This window comes from Achromobacter sp., assembly GCF_050285565.1.
Classification (GTDB): Bacteria; Pseudomonadota; Gammaproteobacteria; order Burkholderiales; family Burkholderiaceae_B; genus Achromobacter.
The window spans coordinates 1-17,192 of the sequence record NZ_JBLZXG010000002.1 but is presented as its reverse complement, the minus strand read 5'-3'; the positions used below and the strand labels follow the sequence as shown (position 1 = coordinate 17,192).

The following is a 17,192-nucleotide window of genomic DNA, read 5'->3' as shown; positions in this document are numbered from 1 at the left end:
ACCTCCTATAATCAGGGGTTTTGGCCGCCCCCGCGCCCGGTGCGCGGGGGCGGTTCACCCATTTTTCGCCATCGTGCACGAGCCCATGCAGGAACGTTACCTCCCCACTACCGTCGAAGCGGCCGCCCACCAAGACTGGCAGGCCCGCGACGCCTATCTGGTCCATGAACACGCGAAGAACCCGGACGGCTCCGAGAAGCCGAAGTTCTACGCCTGCTCGATGCTGCCCTATCCCAGCGGCAAGCTGCACATGGGCCACGTGCGCAACTACACCATCAACGACATGATGGCGCGCCAGTTGCGCATGCGGGGCTACAACGTGCTGATGCCGATGGGCTGGGACGCCTTCGGCATGCCGGCCGAGAACGCCGCCATCAAGTCCAAGGTGCCGCCCGCCAAGTGGACCTACGACAACATCGCCTACATGAAGAAGCAGATGAAGGCGATGGGGCTGGCGATCGACTGGTCGCGCGAAATGTGCGCCTGCGACCCCGAGTACTACAAGTGGAACCAGTGGCTGTTCCTGAAGATGCTCGAAAAGGGCGTCGCCTACCGCAAGACCCAGGTCGTGAACTGGGATCCGGTCGACCAGACCGTGCTGGCCAACGAACAGGTCATCGACGGCCGCGGCTGGCGCTCGGGCGCCCCGGTCGAAAAGCGCGAGATCCCCGGCTACTACCTGCGCATCACCGACTACGCCGACGAACTGCTGGGCGCGGTGCAGAACGACCTGCCCGGCTGGCCCGAGCGCGTGCGCCTGATGCAGGAAAACTGGATCGGCAAGTCCGAGGGCCTGCGCTTCGCCTTCCCGCACCAGATCGCCGGCCAGGATGGCCAGTTGATCCAGGACGGCAAGCTGTACGTCTTCACCACCCGCGCCGACACCATCATGGGTGTGACCTTCTGCGCCGTGGCGCCCGAACACCCCCTGGCCACCCACGCCGCGCAGTCCAACCCGGCGCTGGCCACCTTCATCGAACAGTGCAAGCTGGGCGGCACCACCGAGGCCGAACTGGCCACGCGCGAAAAGGAAGGCCTGCCCACCGGCCTGTTCGTGACCCATCCGGTCACCGGCGACCAGGTCGAGGTCTGGGTCGGCAACTACGTGCTCATGACCTACGGCGACGGCGCCGTGATGGGCGTGCCCGCCCATGACGAGCGCGACTTCGCCTTCGCCAAGAAGTACAACCTGCCGATCCGCCAGGTGGTGGACGTGGCCGGCAAGGCCTACTCCACCGACGCCTGGCAGGAATGGTACGGCGACAAGCAGAGCGGCCGCACCATCAACTCCGGCAAGTACGATGGCCTGTCGCACAAGGAAGCCGTGGACGCCATCGCCGCCGACCTGGGCGCGCAAGGCCTGGGCGAAAAGCAGACCACCTGGCGCCTGCGCGACTGGGGCATCTCGCGCCAGCGCTACTGGGGCACCCCGATCCCCATCATCCACTGCGCGGACTGCGGCCCGGTGCCGGTTCCCGAAAAGGACCTGCCGGTGGTGCTGCCGGACGACCTGATCCCGGACGGCAGCGGCAATCCGCTGGCCAAGAACGAAGCTTTCCTGAAGTGCGCCTGCCCCAACTGCGGCAAGCCCGCGCGCCGCGAGACGGACACGATGGACACCTTCGTGGACTCGTCCTGGTACTTCATGCGCTACACCTCGCCAGGCAACGACAAGGCCATGGTCGACGCGCGCAATGACTACTGGATGCCGATGGACCAGTACATCGGCGGCATCGAGCACGCGGTCCTGCACCTGCTGTACGCGCGCTTCTGGACCAAGGTCATGCGCGACATGGGCCTGCTCAATTTCGACGAGCCCTTCACCAAGCTGCTGTGCCAGGGCATGGTGCTGAACCACATCTACTCGCGCAAGAACGCCCAGGGCGGCATCGAGTATTTCTGGCCCGAGGAAGTCGAGAACGTCTACGACGCGCGCGGCGCCATCACCGGCGCCAAGCTCAAGTCGGATGGTTCCGACGTGACCTACGGCGGCGTGGGCACCATGTCCAAGTCCAAGAACAACGGCGTCGACCCGCAATCGCTGATCGACACGCTGGGCGCCGACACCGCCCGCCTGTTCGTCATGTTCGCCAGCCCGCCCGAACAGACCCTCGAATGGTCCGATTCCGGCGTCGAAGGCTCGAACCGCTTCCTGCGCCGCCTGTGGTCGATCAGCTACGCGCAACGCGACGCCGTCGCCCGCGGCCTGGCCGCTGGCGCCGATTGGGCCGACGCGCCCGCCGCCGTCAAGGATCTGCGCCGCGAGGTCTACACCCTGCTCAAACAGGCCGACTACGACTACCAGCGCATCCAGTACAACACCGTCGTGTCCGCGTGCATGAAGATGCTCAACGCCATCGACGACGCCAAACTGCCGCAAGGCGCCCATGCCGACGCCGCCTACGCCGAAACGCTCGGCGTGCTGCTGCGCGTGCTGTATCCGGTGGTGCCGCACATCACCTGGCACCTGTGGCGCGACCTCGGCTACGCAAACGAGCTGGGCGACCTGCTCGACGCGCCGTGGCCGCATGTCGACGAGGCCGCGCTGGTCGCGGACGAAATCGAACTGATGCTGCAGGTCAACGGCAAGCTGCGTGGCTCGATCCGCGTCGCCGCCAAGGCCGCCAAGGAAGATATCGAGAAACTCGCCGCCGCCCAGGATGAAGTCGCCCGCTACCTGGAAGGCCGCCCGCCCAAGCGGGTCATCGTGGTTCCGGGCAAACTGGTCAACGTCGTAGGCTGATGAGGTCAAGCATGTACTTCGCCGGGCAACACACGCAATCCCCCCGCCAATCCTGGCTGCTGCGCGGCGCCTGCCTGGCGCTGTTCATGCTGATCTCGGCTTGCGGCTTCACGCTGCGCGGGGTCACCCCGCTGCCGTTCGAAACCTTGTACCTTGGCATTCCCGACAACACCCAGTTCGGCGCCGACGTGCGCCGCGCGCTGCGGGCGGCATCGCCCGACACCAAGCTGGTCGCCTCGCCGAAGGATGCGCAGGCGATCCTCCAGGAAGTGTCCAACACGCGCTCCTTGCGCGAGGTGTCGTTGAACGCCCAGGGCCGGGTCGAGGAATACGAGCTCGGCATCAACTACACCTTCCGCCTGATCGACGCCAAGGGCCGCGCCCTGATCCCGGACACGACTCTGTCGATTTACCGCGAAATGCCGTACGACGACCAGATCGTCCAGGCCAAGCAGGGCCAGATCGAAACGCTCTATATCGCCATGCAGCGTGATCTGGTCTCGCGCCTGCTGCGCCGCATGACCGCGCCGGAAGTGCGCAAGGCATTCGAGAACCGCGAACAGCGCGGCGAGGACGGCGAACTGCCGCTGTACGATCCGACCGCCCCGATGCCGCGCAGCGCGCCGGCGCCGTGGCAGACGCCCTCCACCACCGATCCGGCCTATACGCGCTGACCGATGGCACAACCCCTGGACGCGGATCGCCTGGCCGATCACCTGCAGCGGGCGGGCAACCGCCTGGCCCCGCTGTATACGGTGTCCGGTGACGAACCTCTCCTGGTGACCGAGGCCGTGGATGCGCTGCGTGCCGCCGGCCGCGCCGCCGGCTACACCGAGCGCCTGTCGATGGTGATGGACGCGCGCAGCGACTGGAGCGCGGTCGTCGCCGCGACCCAGAGCGTGTCGCTGTTCGGCGACCGCCGCATCCTCGAACTCAAGATTCCCACCGGCAAGCCCGGCAAGTCGGGCGCCGACACACTCGCGCGCCTGGCCGAGCAGGCCGAAAAACAGGCGGACAACCCCGACACGCTGATCCTGGTGGCGCTGCCGCGCCTGGACAAGGCCACCCGCGAAAGCCGCTGGATGCAGGCCTTGAACCGGGGCGGCATGACGGTCGACATCGCCAGCGTCGAGCGCGCCCGCTTGCCCGCCTGGGTCGGACAGCGCCTGGCGCGCCAGAACCAACGCACCGACAACGCCACCCTGCAATGGATGGCCGACAAGGTCGAAGGCAACCTGCTGGCCGCGCACCAGGAAATCCAGAAGCTGGGCCTGCTTTACCCCGAGGGCCAACTGGCGGCCGAGGATGTCGAGCGTGCCGTGCTCAACGTCGCGCGCTACGACGTGTTCGGCCTGCGCGATGCCATGCTGGCCGGCGACATCGCCCGCACCATCCGCATGATCGACGGCCTGCGTGCCGAAGGCGAGGCCCTGCCGCTGGTACTGTGGGCGGTGGGCGAGGAAATCCGCCTGCTGGCCCGGGTGGCGCAAGCCCGCAGTCTGGGACAGGACGCCAATGCCCTGATGCGCCGGCTGCGCATTTTCGGGACGCATGAACGCCTGGCGTTGCAGGCGCTGGGCCGGGTACGTCCCGACGTCTGGCCTGCCGCGGTGCAGCACGCCCATGAGGTCGACCGTCTCATCAAGGGGCTGTCGGTACCCGGACGGCTGTCCGACCCCTGGGAAGAAATGACTCGCCTGGCCCTGCGCGTGGCCGCCGCCGGCACCCGACCGTGAAGGCGGCCCCGGCCGCCGCCACCGTCTCGTCCTCCCGGCCTGTGGCCGGATAAACTACTTCCATCCGCAAGCGGCGTCCCGGCCGCCCCCATTTCACTATGAACGACGCCCTCATGTCCTCGTCCTCCATCGAACAAGCCATGCTGACCCTGGGCGAGAATGCGCGCCGGGCTTCGCGCGCCATGATGCGCGCCAACAGCGCGGCCAAGAATCAGGCCCTGTTGGCCATGGCCGAGGCGCTGGCCGCCAACCAGACCGAACTGCTGGCCGCCAACGCCAAGGATGTCGCAACGGCCCGCGCCAATGGCCTGGAGCCCGCCCTGCTCGACCGCCTGACGCTGTCGGAAAAGACGCTGGCACACATGGCCGAAGGCCTGCGCCAGATCGCCGCCCTGCCCGACCCGATCGGCAGCGTCACCGCCACCACCGTGCGTCCCAACGGCATGCGCGTGGCACAGATGCGCGTGCCGCTGGGCGTGATCGGCATCATCTACGAATCCCGCCCCAACGTCACCATCGACGCCGCGGCGCTGTGCCTGAAGTCGGGTAACGCCGCCATCCTGCGCGGCGGCAGCGAAGCCCTGCACTCCAACGTGGCGCTGGGCCGCATTGTCCAGGTGGGCCTGGCCGCGGCCGGCCTGCCGCAAGACGCGGTGCAGGTCGTCGCCACGGCCGACCGCGCCGCGGTCGGCAAGCTCATCACCATGACCGAGCACATCGACGTCATCGTGCCGCGCGGCGGCAAGGGCCTGATCGCCCGCCTGTCGCGGGAAGCACGCGTGCCGCTGATCAAGCACCTGGATGGCAACTGCCACGTCTACATCGACGCGGCCGCCGATCCGGACAAGGCCCACGCCATCGCCTTGAACGCCAAGACCTACCGTTACGGCATCTGTGGCGCCATGGAGACCTTGCTGGTGGATGCGGTGGCCGCCGTCTCGATCCTGCCCCGCCTGGCCGCGGCGCTGACCGAGCACGGTGTCGAGCTGCGCGGCTGCCCGCGCACGCTGGCGCTGCTGCCGCATGCCAAGCCGGCCACCGATGAAGACTGGGGCACCGAATACCTGGGCCCGATCCTGGCGATCCGCATCGTCGACTCGCTCGACGATGCCATCGAGCACATCGCGCGCTGGGGCTCTGGCCACACCGACGCGATCGTCACCGAAGACCTGTCGGCGGCGCAGCGCTTCCAGCGCGAAGTCGACTCCAGCTCGGTCTACGTCAACCTGCCCACCTGCTTCGCGGACGGCTTCGAGTACGGCCTGGGTGCCGAGATCGGCATCTCCACCAACCGCCTGCACGCCCGCGGCCCGGTCGGCCTGGAAGGCCTGACGACCCTCAAATGGGTACTGACCGGCGAAGGCCAGACCCGCGGCTGACCCGCCCTTCCTACAACCTTCAGTGCGCGGCGCCGCCGCGCCTTACCGGGATTTCCATGCATTCACCCGCCATGGCCATGGCCTTCAGCCTTTTCGTGCTGTGCTTCATCACCTGCTCGCTCAGCGGCCTGGTGCTGTTCTTCTTCAAAAGCAAGCAGATCAACGCCGCGCTCAAGCATCCCTACCTGCAGCATCGCCCGTTCGAGCGCTATCCGCTGGCGATCAAGGCGGCGATCATGCTCGACTATTTCTTCCGCCTGATGTTTCCGGGCACCCGCTTCTGGTTGATCGGCAACGCCAATGATCTGCTGGCCCATGTCGATCCCAAGCAGACGCCGCTGGCCCTGAAATGGCCGATCGTCGGCTTCTGGGGCTCCTGCTGGCTGGGCCTGATCGCCATGATCGTCCTGTGGACCCTGCTGTTCATGGGGATGTGAAGCGCATGCAGTTGCAGATCGAAGACTACCCCGGCAGCACCGACGCGGCCCGCATCCTGATCGCCGCGCGCGAGGCCGGCACGGCCGGTCCGCGTCTGCCGTCCGACTGTCGCCCGCAGACCCAGGGGCAAGCCCTGGCGGTACAGCAGCGCACCGCGCAATTGCTGCGCGAGACGCGCCAGGACGCCATCGCGGCCTGGAAAAGCGCCTTGCCATCGCCCGAGAAAACCGTGGTCGCGCCCATCTACGCGTCGACCGTGGCGTGCGGCGCAGTGGTCCCTACCCGCGCGCCGGTCGTGCGCATCGAACCCGAAATCGCGTTCGAACTGGCGCGCGACCTGCCTGCTCGCGACACCGCCTACACCCCTGCCGAGATCGACGCCGCCATTGGCGCGGCGCGGCTGGCATTGGAGGTCCTGGGCTGTCGCTACGCCGCGCCGGAACATGCCAGCCTGCCGGAACTGCTGGCCGACCACATGTTCAACGCCGGCCTGGTGCTGGGGCCGCGCATCGCCTCGCCCGATGCCGCCCCCGCCAGCATGACCCTGACCCTGTCGATCGACGGCGTCGAAGTCGAGCAGCACGCGGGCATTCATCCTAACGACAACGCCAAGGCCGGCCTGTATTGGCTCGCCAATTTCCTGCGCGAGCAGGGCCTGGGCCTGCGCGCGGGCCAACACGTCATCACCGGATCGTATGCCGGATTCCTGGACGTGCCCGCCGGCCGCGACCTCGAACTCGCCTACGGCGACCTGGGCGTCTTGAAACTGAGGTTTACCGCCGGTTAAGCTGGGGGCCGCTTCCAACCACGTGCCGCCCATGCTGACCCTGCGCCCCTTCTCGCCCTCCGACTACCCCCTGCTCGCCAGCTGGTTCAACAGCCAGGCGGAAGTGGTGCAATGGGGCGGCTCGCATGTGTCGTATCCCCTGGCGCCGGCCGACATGGACGCCATGCTGCGGGAAGGGCATGCGCAACCTCCGGCACGGCGCTGCTGGATGGCCTGCCGTGAAGGCCATGACCAGCCTGTCGGCCATGCGCAGCTAGCCTTCGATTGGCGCGACGGCAACGCCCGGCTGGGTCGCGTCGCCATCGCCCCAGGCGCGCGCGGCCAGGGTTTGGCACGGCCCATGGTGGCCTTGATGATCGACGAAGCCTTCGGCACGCCGGGCATCGAACGCCTGGAACTGAACGTCTACATGTTCAACACCCCTGCGATCCGCACCTACGAGGCCTTGGGCTTCACGCTGGAGGGCGTGCGCCGCTCAGCCACGCGCGCCGGCAACGCCCGCTGGGACACAGGCATGATGGGCCTGCTGCGCGCCGAATGGCAGGCCGCGGCCGCCTGAGCCGCCGCACCGCGCGCCAGGCTTGCCCTTGGCTTGCCGGACTCGGCGTCAGCGCGCCACCGGTTCAGCCAGCGCGACCGCGGGCCCGGCTGCCTCGATGGCTTCGCCCGCCGCCAGGCACAGGTCTTCGCGGTAACGGCCCGCCACCACCTGCACCCCGACCGGCCGATCACCCACGTTGCCCATGGCCACGGACAGGCCAGGCAGCCCCATGAAGGGCAGGCCGATCTGTGTCATCTGGGCGCGCCAGACACGCTCGTAGGCAACCTCGCCCTGCAGGTCAAGGTTGTCGGTGAACGGCAGTTCGGCCGACACCGGCAGCAACAGCACCGGATACTGCGCCAGGAACATTTCCCACAGGCGCGTGAGCGTCGCGCGCCGCGTCAACACCGCAGAGAAGCGGGCCATGTCGATGTCGGCCACGCGCGCGCGCTGGCCTTCCAGGGCCGTCAAGGCACCGCGATCGCCTTCCTTGCGGGCCGCCTCGACCATGCCGTCATAGCCGTCGGCCATCCACATGCGGATCTGCAGATCGGCGGCTTCGCGCAACGGCGGCACGGCGTCGACCGTGTCGACCGACCAACCGGCTTCGCTCAGGCGCCGCGCGGCGTCCTGCAGCGCCTTGACCACCGCCGGCTCGGTGTCCATGCCGTCCGGATTCAGGCACAGCGCCGCCCGGCGCGGCACGGTCGGGCCGGTCAGCGGCGCCGGCACCCACCAGGGGTCGCGCGGATCGGGCGCGGCCATGACGGCCAGGCCCAGCCGCAGATCGGCGATGCTGCGTCCGAGCGGTCCCGACACCGCGGTGATCTGGCCGCCGATGGTGCGTTCCGGCAGGGTCGCGTTGTAGGCGGGCACGCGTCCCAGTGACGGCCGCAAGCCATGCACGCCGCAGGCATAGGCGGGATAGCGGATGGAGCCGGCGATGTCGGTGCCGTGCGCCAGATGCCCGATACCGGCCGCCACCGCCGCTGCCGCGCCGCCGGAGGACCCGCCCGGGGTCAAGGCGGGATTGCGCGGATTCCGCGTGTCGCCATGCAGCCGGTTGCCGGTGAACCAGCGCAGCGAGAACGCAGGCGTGTTGGTGCGCCCCACGATCACGGCGCCGGCGCGGCGCAGGTTCGCGACCACCGGATTGTCGACGCTGGCGATCAGATCCTTTTGCAGCGTCACGCCGTTGGTGGTGGCGTAGCCGGCCTGGTCGACGTTTACCTTGATGGTCACCGGCACACCGGCAAGCGCGCCGGGATCATCGCCGCGCGCCAGCGCCCGGTCGACCTCGGCGGCCTGGGCCAGGGCGTCGTCGGGACGGTGATCGACCACGGCGTTGATCCGCGGGTTCACGGCCTGCAGGCGCGCCAGCGCGCTTTGCGTGGCCTCGACTGCGGAAACGTCGCGCCGGCGGATGCGGGCGGCAAGCTCTACTGCGGACAAACGCCAAAGATCGGACACGCGGCACTCCTGTTGCTAGGACATGGAAGACGGACGGCCGAACGCCGCCGGACGGTCAACCTTAGCGCCCCTTGCCCGCGCCCACAAGCCACGGCTTACCGCAAGCACGGCGCCCGTCAGCCGGCCTCGAACACCGCGATGATGGCATCCGCCACCGCTCGCACGCGCGCCGTGCGGTTCAGGTCGCCGTGCATCACCAGCCACAGGTCATAGGGTTCGCTGCGGTTCGGCCAGATCCGCACCAGGTCCGGATACTGCGGCGCCATATGGATCGGCACTTCGCCGATACCCAGCCCCGCGGCCACCGCCTCGATGATCATCATGCCGGAATTCAGTTCCATCGCGATGCGACCGTTGCCCGTCGGTTCGCCGCAAAAGGTATCTGACCAGCCCGGCAGCACCGACTGCTGGTAGGTCACCAGCGTGTGGCCGGCGAACGCGGTGCCCGGGCGCGGTTCGCCGTGCGCCTTGATGTAAGACTTCGAGGCATACAGCCCGACCTCGCGGCGCGCCAGGTGGCGGTGGATCAGATCGGGGCTATCCGGCTTGACGTTGCGGATCGCCAGGTCGGCCTCGCGCCGCGTCAGGTTGCTCAGCTGGATCGATGTCGACAGCGCGACGCGGATATCGGGATGCTGCGCATGCAAGCGGCGGATCGCCTCCATGATGAAATAGCTGGCGACCGTCTCGGACGCCGCCACCCGCACCACGCCCGACAGCCGGTGATCCAGCCCCTGCATCTGGCGCTGCAACTGGTCCGCGGCCTGCTCCATCCGCTCGGCCGCCGCGAAGGCCTGTTCGCCCGCGGCGGTCGGCACATAGCCGGAAGGCGTGCGCAGGAACAACCGCGCATCCAGCGACGCCTCCAGCGCCGCCAGCCGCCTGCCGGCCGTGGCCTGATCGATCTGCAACAGCGCGGCCGCGCCGCGCAGGGTGCCGTTGCGATAGATCGCCAAAAAAATACGCGCGTTGTCCCAATCCATGGCGCCAGGTCACTCCACAAAAAATCCAGGTCGTTAATGATGCATATTTGCATCACGATAAAGCAATTATTCCTCTTTTTTGCATCACCGAAACCTCCTAACCTGTGCGCCTCGGAAAGTCCCTGGAAGCTCCCCGCCATGCGCACCGCCTGCCCCACCGCTGCCCTCCCGCCCGCCCCTGCGGCTACTGCCCCGCGTCCCGTCGCCACTGGCCTGTTGCCGCTGGTCACGCTGGCCATCGGTTTTGTGATGGCCATGCTGGACGTCACCGTCGTCAACGTCGCCCTGCCCAGCATCGCGCAGCAATTCACCGTGCCGCTCACCGACCAGGTCTGGATCGTCGACGGCTACACGCTGACCTTCGCCGCGCTGCTGCTGGTGGCCGGCGCCCTGGCCGACCGCTACGGCGCCAAGACCATCTACCTGGCGGGCCTGGGCGTCTTCACCCTGGCCTCGCTGCTGTGCGGCATCGCGCCGGATGGTGACCTGCTGATCGCCGCCCGCATGCTGCAGGGCCTGGGCGCCGCGCTGTTCATGCCCAGCTCGCTCAGCCTGTTGACCCACGCCTACGAGGACGAGCAGGTGCGCAACCGCATGCTGGCCGCCTGGTCGGCCATCGTGGCCGTGGCGGGCGCCGCCGGGCCGCTGCTGGGCGGTCTGCTGATCCATCAATTCGGCTGGCGCGGCATTTTCCTCATCAACCTGCCGCTGGGCCTGGTCGGCCTGTGGCTGGCGCGGCGTCGCATCCAGGCCGCGCCGCGCCGGCCGCGCGCGCTCAATCCGCTGAGCCACACGCTCGGTGTCACGGCGCTGGCGGCCTTGTGTTTCGTCCTGATCCAGGGCAACGCCTATGGCTGGTCGTCGCCTCCCATCCTGGCGTCTGGCGCCGCGGGCGTGCTCGCCATCCTGGCGCTGGTGCGCCGCGAACGGCGTCACGCCGAACCCATCCTGCCGCGCGCTCTGTTCCAGACCACGCAATTCGCGGCCGCCAATGGCGTCGGCTTCCTCATCAACCTCGCCGCCTACGGCCAGCTGTTCCTGCTCAGCCTGTTTCTGCAACAGTCGCGCGGCGCCGACGCCCTGCAGACCGGCATCCAACTGGTGCCGATGCTGGCGGTATTCTCCATCGGCAACCTGCTGTCGGGCCGCCTCTCGACCCGCTGGAACGTATCGACCGCGCTATTGGGCGGCATCGCCCTGGCAACGGCCATGAGCGCCGTCGGCCTGCTCACTTTCGCGCCCGACATGGCCTACCGGCCCTTCGCCGCGATCATCGCGCTGGCGAACCTGGGCGTCGGCATCGCGGTGCCGGCCATGACCAGCGTCGTCATGCAGGTAGCGGGCAAGCACCACGCCAACAGCGCCGCCGCCGCGCTGAACGCCAACCGCCAGGCGGGCGCGCTGGTGGGGGTCGCCTTGATGGGCACCATCCTGCACCTGCTGCCGGACTGGCACGCCAGCCTGCCCGCTGCCTACGCGGTCATCACCGCCGGCTACCTGGGCGCCGCCGCGCTGGTGTGGCGGCATCTGCGCCGAGCCCGCAACGCGTAGCGCCGCAAACGCTCAGGCCGGGCCCAGGATCGCGACACCACGCCCGGCGAAGAATCGGTCGAAGTCGGCAAGCGCGACGCAGACGTCGGCCTGGGTGCCCGGCTCGCCGGAAGGGTTGTGGAAGGTCACCGCCTGCGCCGTGGCGCGAGTGACCAGCACCAGGTGGCCGCCCTTGGACGGCGGCTCGCGCTCCGGCCAACGGATCCACGGATGCACCGACGCGATAAAGTAGCGCGCCCGCGTCATCACCTGCGCCAACTCGTCGGTGCGCAGGCCCTCCCGCACCTCGGCCTCGAGCCCAAACTCGCGCGCCACGAAGCGCACGAAAGGCGCATAGATCAGGCCCTTGATGGCGCCGTCGTCGGTCTCCGCATAGGCGCCGTACGGCAGGCTGCGGCGCGCCAGCTCCAGGGTCGGATGGATGCGCCCCGACTCGGCGGCCAGCACCATTTTCAGGCAGGCCATGCCGCAGACATGACTGGCCCAGCGCGCATACTCGTCCACATCCCGCGCGCCGGACGCACGCCAGGCCGGATCGTCTTCCAGGCGCAGTTCCTTGCGGATGATCGCGCCCGCGAGGTGGGCCGATTCCCATTGGCAGAAATACGGTACCGCCGGCGCCATGCCGGATCGCGACGCGCGCATGATTCGCTCCACGCTTCAGATGCCCGGACGGGAGGGTGCCCGGTGGCGCTATCTTGCCCGTGGCCGTGGCGCATGGCAACAGGGCCATCTTTGCTTCACAATGGGCCTTCCCTTCGACACCTTCCGGAGCGCCACATGACCGACACGTCCTCCTTTCCCGCCATCCGCCGCGTCGCGGTCGTCGGCGCCGGCACCATCGGTGCAAGCTGGGCCGCGCTGTTCCTGGCGCACGGACTCGATGTCGTGGTGTGCGATCCCGCCGCCGACGCCGAAGCGTCGACCCGCGCCCGCGTCGCCGCGGCCTGGCCGGTGCTGGCCGAACTGGGACGCGTGGCGGCGGGCGCAACGCCCGACGCCTTGCGCTTCGAGGCCGATCTGGCCATCGCGCTGCGCGACGTGGATTTCGTCCAAGAGAACGCGCCCGAGCGCGAAGAATTCAAGACCGACCTGTTCGCCCGCATGGACGCCCTGCTGGCGCCGCACGCCATCGTCGCCTCCAGTTCGTCCGGGCTCATCATGAGCCGGCTGCAGGCGCGCTGCGGGCGCGCGTCGCGCTTCGTCATCGGCCATCCGTTCAATCCGCCGCACCTGATCCCGCTGGTGGAAGTCGTCGGCGGCCGCCAGACCTCGGCCGCCACCATCGACCGCTGCATCGATTTCTACCGCCAACTGGGCAAATATCCGATCCGCGTCAACAAGGAGGTTCCGGGGCACATCGCCAACCGCCTGCAGGCCGCGCTGTGGCGCGAAGCCATCCACCTGGCCGCCGACAACGTCGCCAGCGTGGCCGACATCGATGCGGCCGTATCGCAGGGGCCGGGCCTGCGCTGGGCCTTGTTCGGCCCGCACATGACCTTCAACCTCGGCGGCGGCGCTGGCGGCCTGGCGCATTTCATGGCGCACCTGCTGGGACCGGTGCAGACCTGGTGGGACGACCTGGGCGCTCCCGAGGTCACGCCGGAACTGCAACGCCGCCTGATCGAAGGCGTCAACGCCGAGGCCGGTTCGCGCAGCATCGCCGACCTGGTCGAAACGCGCGATGCACAGTTGACCGCGCTGCTGAAGGTACTGCAGCGCTGATTCCCCCGGGCGTGGGCACGGATGGCCAGCATCGCTGATCGCGCTGTGGCGTGGAAACTCCGGCGGCGGATCGTCCCCGACGGTTTGCACCGCTGGTATCCTATGACCGATGCCCCGCCGCACAGGGCGCCCACTTGCACGCAGGAATTCCGCATGGTCTCCGTCATCCACGATACACAGCACTCCCGCTATACCGCCACCGTCGACGGCGTTCCGTGTGTGCTGGACTACCATCTGCGCGACGGCGTGATGACCATCACTCACACAGGCGTTCCAGGCCAGGTCGGTGGTCGCGGCATTGCCGCCGAACTCACCCGAGTCGCGCTCGAATCGGCCCGCGCCCAAGGCTGGAAGGTGCGGCCGCAATGCTCCTACGCCGACGTCTACATGCGCCGCCACCCCGAATACAACGACCTGCTCGCCTGATCCGCGCCGTGACCACGCCAGACCCGATCGCCTGTCCCTGCGGCACGGCCAAACCCTACGCTGCTTGCTGCGGACGCTGGCACACCGGCGCGCAGGCATTGCAGGCGCCCACCGCGCAAGACCTGATGCGTTCGCGCTACAGCGCCTTCGTGTTGGACAAGCTCGCCTACCTGCTCGACACCTGGCATCCCAGTACGCGCCCGGCGTCGCTCGAACCGAATCCGCCTGGCCTGAAATGGCTGGGATTGACCGTCAAGCAGGCCCGCGACCAGGACGCCGATCACGCCATCGTCGAATTCGTCGCGCGCAGCCGGCTGGCCGGCCGCGCCAACCGGATGCACGAAGTCAGCCGCTTCGTGCGCGAAGCCGGCCGCTGGTACTACGTGGATGGCGACCTAAGCTGATGCCAGTTGGCGACGCGGCAGCTCGCCATCCTCGCCCACGGCCCGCTTCAGCACAGACACCAGGTTCGCGGCCGCGCCGCCCGCCGCGACATGGGTTTCACCCACGATCGCCAATTCGGTTTGCGGCGCTGGCGCCAATCCCTGCGCTGTGCCGAGGATTTCGTGCTCCGGCAGACAGGCGCACGCCGGCAGCAACGAAATGCCCAATCCGGCGCTCACCGCCGCCTGCACCCCCGCCAGGCTTTGGCTGTGATACGCGGCGCGCCACGGGCGCCCAGCGCTCTCGAGCGCATAGATCATGCGTTTGCGATAGATGCAGCCCTGCGGGAACAGCACCAATGGCACGGGCTGCTCGCGCAGCAACAGACGCCGGTGGCCCACCCAGACCAGGCGCTCGGGCCAGGCCGCCAGGCAAGGGCCGTCACCCGGTTCGCGCTTGACCAGCGCCAGATCCAGCTCCCCCGCCGCCAACCTGGCCTTCAGGTCGAAGCTCATCCCGCTGCCGGTTTCCAGGCGGATATCCGGATGGCTGGCGGCGAATCCCGCCAGCAACGTCGCCAGACGCGACACATCGAAGTCCTCGGGAATCCCCAACCGGATCGCCTGCATGCGTCGCGGCGCCGACAACACCAGTTCGGCTTCGTCCGCCATCGCCAGCAGCTTGCGCGCATATGCCAGCATGAGCTCGCCATCCTCGGTGGCCGCCACCTGACTGCCGGCCCGGTCGCGCAGCAGCAACGTCTTGCCCACGCTCTGCTCCAGCTTGCGCACCTGCTGACTGACGGTCGATTGCGTGCGATGCACACGGCCGGCGGCGCGGGTGAAGCTGCCTTCATCCACCACGCAGACGAGGGTTCTGAGTAATTCCAGATCGAGCATGGGATATCCGATAGCCAGTGGGGCAAGGAGGGAGGCAGCAGATATTTATAGATCAACTGACAAGAGTTCTATTATTAATTTTACAACTTACCACGGCCTCCCTAAGCTGGCCCTGTCCCCACCGGCTTTCCAAAGGAGAATCCCATGCCCCTGGACCACCTTCCCCGTCCGCAATGGCTGACTTTCGACTGTTACGGCACCCTGATCCAGTGGGACGAGGGCCTGCAAGCCGCAGTGGCCCGGATCCTCGCCGCGAATCCGCAATCCCGCGCGCCGACGCCCGGGCAGTTCCTGCGCGTCTACGACGAGCACGAACACCGGTTGGAACGCACGCCGCCCCACCTGTCCTTCGCCGACATCAGCCGGGAAGCGCTGCGCCTGACCATGCGCGACCTGGATCTGGCTTACCGTCCCGACGATGCCGTGATGCTGACCGGCAGCATCTCCGCGATGCCGCCGTTCCCCGAAGTCGTGGACACGCTGGCGTCGCTGAAACGCGCCGGCTTCCGACTGTGCATCATCTCCAACACCGACGACGGCATCATCGCTGGCAACGTGGCACAGCTGGGCGGCCATATCGACCGCGTGATCACCGCCGAACAGGCCGGCGCCTACAAGCCGTCCCGGCGCATCTTCGCCCATGCCCACGACAGCCTCGGCGTCACGCCCGATGAAGTCGTGCACGTCTGCGCCAGCCCCCACCTGGATCACGCCGCCGCGCGCGATATCGGCTTTCGCTGTGTGTGGATCGATCGCGGCACCGGCCGCCAACCCTTGCCGGACTACCGTCCCGACGCTACTGTATCGACTCTGGACAAAGTCACCGGCTTATTCCAACAAGCCGGCTGGATGTAAGGCCGCGCTGCGAGCCCGCCTGCAAGGACGACTCCACCCTTGACCTCACTTCGGACTGCCCATGAACAAAGATCCTCACTTCGCCGACGCACTGTTCCATGCTGAACGCGTCGCCAGCCTGCGCGCCGACCTGGCGCTGGCCCTGCGCGCGGCCGCCGCTCACGGGCTCGGCGAAGGCGTATGCAACCACTTCAGCGTGGCGCTGCCCGGTGACACCGATCATTTCCTGTTGAACCCGCGCGGCCTGATGTGGCACGAGGTGCAGGCCGACGACATCGTGCTGGTCGATGCGCAGGGCCGCAAACTCGCCGGCCGTCACGAGGTCGAGCCTACCGCGATGTTCATCCACGCCGCGATCCACCGCGTCGCCGGCAAGGCCTGTGTACTGCACACGCATATGCCCTACGCCACGGCCCTGACGCTCACGGCAGATCGCGCGCTGGATACCACGCTGTCGCAGAATGCCATGCGCTTTCATGGACGCATCGCCGTTGATGGCGATTACAACGGCCTGGCCCTGGACGCCAGCGAAGGCGAGCGCATCGCCCATGCCATGCGCGGCGCCGATATCGCCTTCCTGGGCAATCACGGCGTGGTGGTCTGCGGCGAACGTCTCGACTACGCCTACGACGACCTGTTCTTCCTTGAACGGGCCTGTACCGCCCAGGTACTGGCGCAATCCACCGGACGGCCGCTGGTGCCCGTCGATCCAGCGATAGCCGCCAAAGTCGCCGCCCAGATCCAGGGCGAACGCCTGCAATCGGAACTGTTCTTCGCCGCGCTCCGCCGCCAACTACCGGATGCCGCTCACCGCCACCCGGGTTGACGATGGCAATCGGGGCTTGCGCGCCGCACGACGGTGCAGGTTCAATGCCCTGAAGCCCGGCTTGGTCAATTCACCGCCATAAAGCAAAAACCCCGCAGGCGCTAGCCTGCGGGGTTTTCTTTTCGAATAACTGCCTGATACTGACCTACTTTCACAGACGTCCGTCCACTATCATCGGCGCGAAGGCGTTTCACTGTCCTGTTCGGGATGGGAAGGAGTGGTACCACCTTGCTATGGGTATCAGGCTTGACCTGCCGAGCATCCTGCCGCGATGGCGGGCGCTCCAATCCTGGGTACAGCATGGGCCTGTTTCGCGCGCAACGATCAGAGCCAGGCTCAACAATCGTGCCACGCAAATACGGGCTTTTCACACAAATACAAAACCCCACAGGCGTGAGCCTGCGGGGTTCTGAGCAATAAAAGCCTGACGATGACCTACTTTCACAGAC

17 protein-coding genes and 1 rRNA gene are annotated in these 17,192 nt (G+C 67.8%); 13 read left to right on the top strand and 5 right to left on the bottom strand.

Annotation, left to right across the window (positions count from 1 at the left end; all coding sequences use genetic code 11):
• Positions 1-85: 85 nt before the first annotated feature.
• The 7 genes from leuS to ACN6O8_RS03130 all read left to right on the top strand — a co-directional run bounded on the left by leuS (position 86) and on the right by ACN6O8_RS03130 (position 7,642).
• A complete protein-coding gene (gene leuS, locus ACN6O8_RS03160; RefSeq protein ID WP_427989616.1) occupies positions 86-2,743 on the top strand; it encodes a leucine--tRNA ligase in 2,658 nt (885 codons plus the stop codon).
• 11 nt (positions 2,744-2,754) lie between these two features.
• Positions 2,755-3,417: an LPS assembly lipoprotein LptE gene (gene lptE, locus ACN6O8_RS03155; RefSeq protein WP_427989615.1), complete on the top strand. Its 663-nt coding sequence runs from the start codon at positions 2,755-2,757 to the stop codon at positions 3,415-3,417.
• A gap of 3 nt (positions 3,418-3,420) precedes the next feature.
• Positions 3,421-4,479: a DNA polymerase III subunit delta gene (holA, locus tag ACN6O8_RS03150; protein WP_427989614.1), complete on the top strand. Its 1,059-nt coding sequence runs from the start codon at positions 3,421-3,423 to the stop codon at positions 4,477-4,479.
• A gap of 98 nt (positions 4,480-4,577) precedes the next feature.
• Entirely contained in the window at positions 4,578-5,858 is a 1,281-nt protein-coding gene (locus ACN6O8_RS03145) for a glutamate-5-semialdehyde dehydrogenase (protein WP_427989613.1), read from the top strand.
• Between the two features lie 56 nt (positions 5,859-5,914).
• The gene (locus tag ACN6O8_RS03140) at positions 5,915-6,295 is read left to right on the top strand and encodes a hypothetical protein (RefSeq protein ID WP_427989612.1); all 381 of its coding nucleotides are present in this window, start codon (positions 5,915-5,917) and stop codon (positions 6,293-6,295) included.
• Positions 6,296-6,300: 5 nt separating this feature from the next.
• Positions 6,301-7,083: a 2-keto-4-pentenoate hydratase gene (locus tag ACN6O8_RS03135; RefSeq protein WP_427989611.1), complete on the top strand. Its 783-nt coding sequence runs from the start codon at positions 6,301-6,303 to the stop codon at positions 7,081-7,083.
• 31 nt (positions 7,084-7,114) lie between these two features.
• Positions 7,115-7,642 carry a GNAT family N-acetyltransferase gene (locus tag ACN6O8_RS03130; protein WP_427989610.1) on the top strand — a complete coding sequence of 176 codons (528 nt, stop codon included), beginning with the start codon at positions 7,115-7,117 and terminating at the stop codon, positions 7,640-7,642.
• A gap of 48 nt (positions 7,643-7,690) precedes the next feature.
• Here the strand turns inward: ACN6O8_RS03130 and ACN6O8_RS03125 are convergent, their stop codons facing one another.
• Both ACN6O8_RS03125 and ACN6O8_RS03120 read right to left on the bottom strand, forming a co-directional pair.
• The gene (locus tag ACN6O8_RS03125) at positions 7,691-9,094 is read right to left on the bottom strand and encodes an amidase family protein (RefSeq protein ID WP_427989609.1); all 1,404 of its coding nucleotides are present in this window, start codon (positions 9,092-9,094) and stop codon (positions 7,691-7,693) included.
• Positions 9,095-9,210: 116 nt separating this feature from the next.
• Complete coding sequence (locus ACN6O8_RS03120; RefSeq protein ID WP_427989608.1) at positions 9,211-10,077, bottom strand: LysR family transcriptional regulator; 867 nt, start codon at positions 10,075-10,077, stop codon at positions 9,211-9,213.
• 138 nt (positions 10,078-10,215) lie between these two features.
• Between ACN6O8_RS03120 and ACN6O8_RS03115 the strand changes: the two genes are divergently transcribed.
• Complete coding sequence (locus tag ACN6O8_RS03115) at positions 10,216-11,628, top strand: MFS transporter (protein WP_427989607.1); 1,413 nt, start codon at positions 10,216-10,218, stop codon at positions 11,626-11,628.
• 12 nt (positions 11,629-11,640) lie between these two features.
• On the opposite strand, the gene ACN6O8_RS03110 is transcribed toward ACN6O8_RS03115, so the two are convergent.
• Positions 11,641-12,273: a hypothetical protein gene (locus tag ACN6O8_RS03110; protein ID WP_427989605.1), complete on the bottom strand. Its 633-nt coding sequence runs from the start codon at positions 12,271-12,273 to the stop codon at positions 11,641-11,643.
• A 135-nt stretch (positions 12,274-12,408) separates the two neighbouring features.
• Here ACN6O8_RS03110 and ACN6O8_RS03105 point away from each other — a divergent pair, with 135 nt between their 5' ends.
• The 3 genes from ACN6O8_RS03105 to ACN6O8_RS03095 all read left to right on the top strand — a co-directional run bounded on the left by ACN6O8_RS03105 (position 12,409) and on the right by ACN6O8_RS03095 (position 14,183).
• Positions 12,409-13,353, top strand: a complete 945-nt coding sequence (locus ACN6O8_RS03105) for a 3-hydroxyacyl-CoA dehydrogenase NAD-binding domain-containing protein (RefSeq protein ID WP_427989604.1) — start codon at positions 12,409-12,411, stop codon at positions 13,351-13,353.
• A 153-nt stretch (positions 13,354-13,506) separates the two neighbouring features.
• Positions 13,507-13,779, top strand: coding sequence for a GNAT family N-acetyltransferase (locus ACN6O8_RS03100; protein WP_427989603.1), 273 nt, complete (start codon positions 13,507-13,509; stop codon positions 13,777-13,779).
• Positions 13,780-13,787: 8 nt separating this feature from the next.
• Positions 13,788-14,183, top strand: a complete 396-nt coding sequence (locus ACN6O8_RS03095; RefSeq protein ID WP_427989602.1) for a YchJ family protein — start codon at positions 13,788-13,790, stop codon at positions 14,181-14,183.
• Here ACN6O8_RS03095 and ACN6O8_RS03090 read toward each other — a convergent pair.
• Positions 14,175-15,062 (bottom strand): LysR substrate-binding domain-containing protein, encoded by an 888-nt coding sequence (locus ACN6O8_RS03090; RefSeq protein ID WP_427989601.1) that lies wholly within the window; start codon positions 15,060-15,062, stop codon positions 14,175-14,177. The two genes, ACN6O8_RS03095 and ACN6O8_RS03090, sit on opposite strands and share 9 nt — an antisense overlap.
• Before the next feature lie 144 nt (positions 15,063-15,206).
• On the opposite strand from ACN6O8_RS03090, the gene ACN6O8_RS03085 reads away from it, so the two are divergent.
• Together ACN6O8_RS03085 and ACN6O8_RS03080 are read left to right on the top strand one after the other, a co-directional pair.
• A complete protein-coding gene (locus ACN6O8_RS03085) occupies positions 15,207-15,917 on the top strand; it encodes a haloacid dehalogenase type II (RefSeq protein WP_427989600.1) in 711 nt (236 codons plus the stop codon).
• Positions 15,918-15,978: 61 nt separating this feature from the next.
• Positions 15,979-16,743, top strand: coding sequence for an aldolase (locus ACN6O8_RS03080; RefSeq protein WP_427989599.1), 765 nt, complete (start codon positions 15,979-15,981; stop codon positions 16,741-16,743).
• A gap of 132 nt (positions 16,744-16,875) precedes the next feature.
• On the opposite strand, the gene rrf is transcribed toward ACN6O8_RS03080, so the two are convergent.
• Positions 16,876-16,988, bottom strand: a 5S ribosomal RNA gene (rrf, locus tag ACN6O8_RS03075).
• Between the last annotated feature and the right edge of the window lie 204 nt (positions 16,989-17,192).

What these genes read in the sequence shown, in the direction of transcription:
- ACN6O8_RS03105 (WP_427989604.1), top strand. Translation starts at nt 12,409, where the DNA reads ATGACCGACACGTCCTCCTTTCCCGCCATCCGCCGCGTCGCGGTCGTC.
- ACN6O8_RS03110 (WP_427989605.1), bottom strand. Translation starts at nt 12,273, where the DNA reads ATGCGCGCGTCGCGATCCGGCATGGCGCCGGCGGTACCGTATTTCTGC.
- ACN6O8_RS03135 (WP_427989611.1), top strand. Translation starts at nt 6,301, where the DNA reads ATGCAGTTGCAGATCGAAGACTACCCCGGCAGCACCGACGCGGCCCGC.
- ACN6O8_RS03085 (WP_427989600.1), top strand. Translation starts at nt 15,207, where the DNA reads ATGCCCCTGGACCACCTTCCCCGTCCGCAATGGCTGACTTTCGACTGT.
- ACN6O8_RS03140 (WP_427989612.1), top strand. Translation starts at nt 5,915, where the DNA reads ATGCATTCACCCGCCATGGCCATGGCCTTCAGCCTTTTCGTGCTGTGC.
- leuS (WP_427989616.1), top strand. Translation starts at nt 86, where the DNA reads ATGCAGGAACGTTACCTCCCCACTACCGTCGAAGCGGCCGCCCACCAA.
- ACN6O8_RS03090 (WP_427989601.1), bottom strand. Translation starts at nt 15,062, where the DNA reads ATGCTCGATCTGGAATTACTCAGAACCCTCGTCTGCGTGGTGGATGAA.
- holA (WP_427989614.1), top strand. Translation starts at nt 3,421, where the DNA reads ATGGCACAACCCCTGGACGCGGATCGCCTGGCCGATCACCTGCAGCGG.
- lptE (WP_427989615.1), top strand. Translation starts at nt 2,755, where the DNA reads ATGTACTTCGCCGGGCAACACACGCAATCCCCCCGCCAATCCTGGCTG.
- ACN6O8_RS03120 (WP_427989608.1), bottom strand. Translation starts at nt 10,077, where the DNA reads ATGGATTGGGACAACGCGCGTATTTTTTTGGCGATCTATCGCAACGGC.
- ACN6O8_RS03145 (WP_427989613.1), top strand. Translation starts at nt 4,578, where the DNA reads ATGAACGACGCCCTCATGTCCTCGTCCTCCATCGAACAAGCCATGCTG.
- ACN6O8_RS03115 (WP_427989607.1), top strand. Translation starts at nt 10,216, where the DNA reads ATGCGCACCGCCTGCCCCACCGCTGCCCTCCCGCCCGCCCCTGCGGCT.
- ACN6O8_RS03130 (WP_427989610.1), top strand. Translation starts at nt 7,115, where the DNA reads ATGCTGACCCTGCGCCCCTTCTCGCCCTCCGACTACCCCCTGCTCGCC.
- ACN6O8_RS03080 (WP_427989599.1), top strand. Translation starts at nt 15,979, where the DNA reads ATGAACAAAGATCCTCACTTCGCCGACGCACTGTTCCATGCTGAACGC.
- ACN6O8_RS03100 (WP_427989603.1), top strand. Translation starts at nt 13,507, where the DNA reads ATGGTCTCCGTCATCCACGATACACAGCACTCCCGCTATACCGCCACC.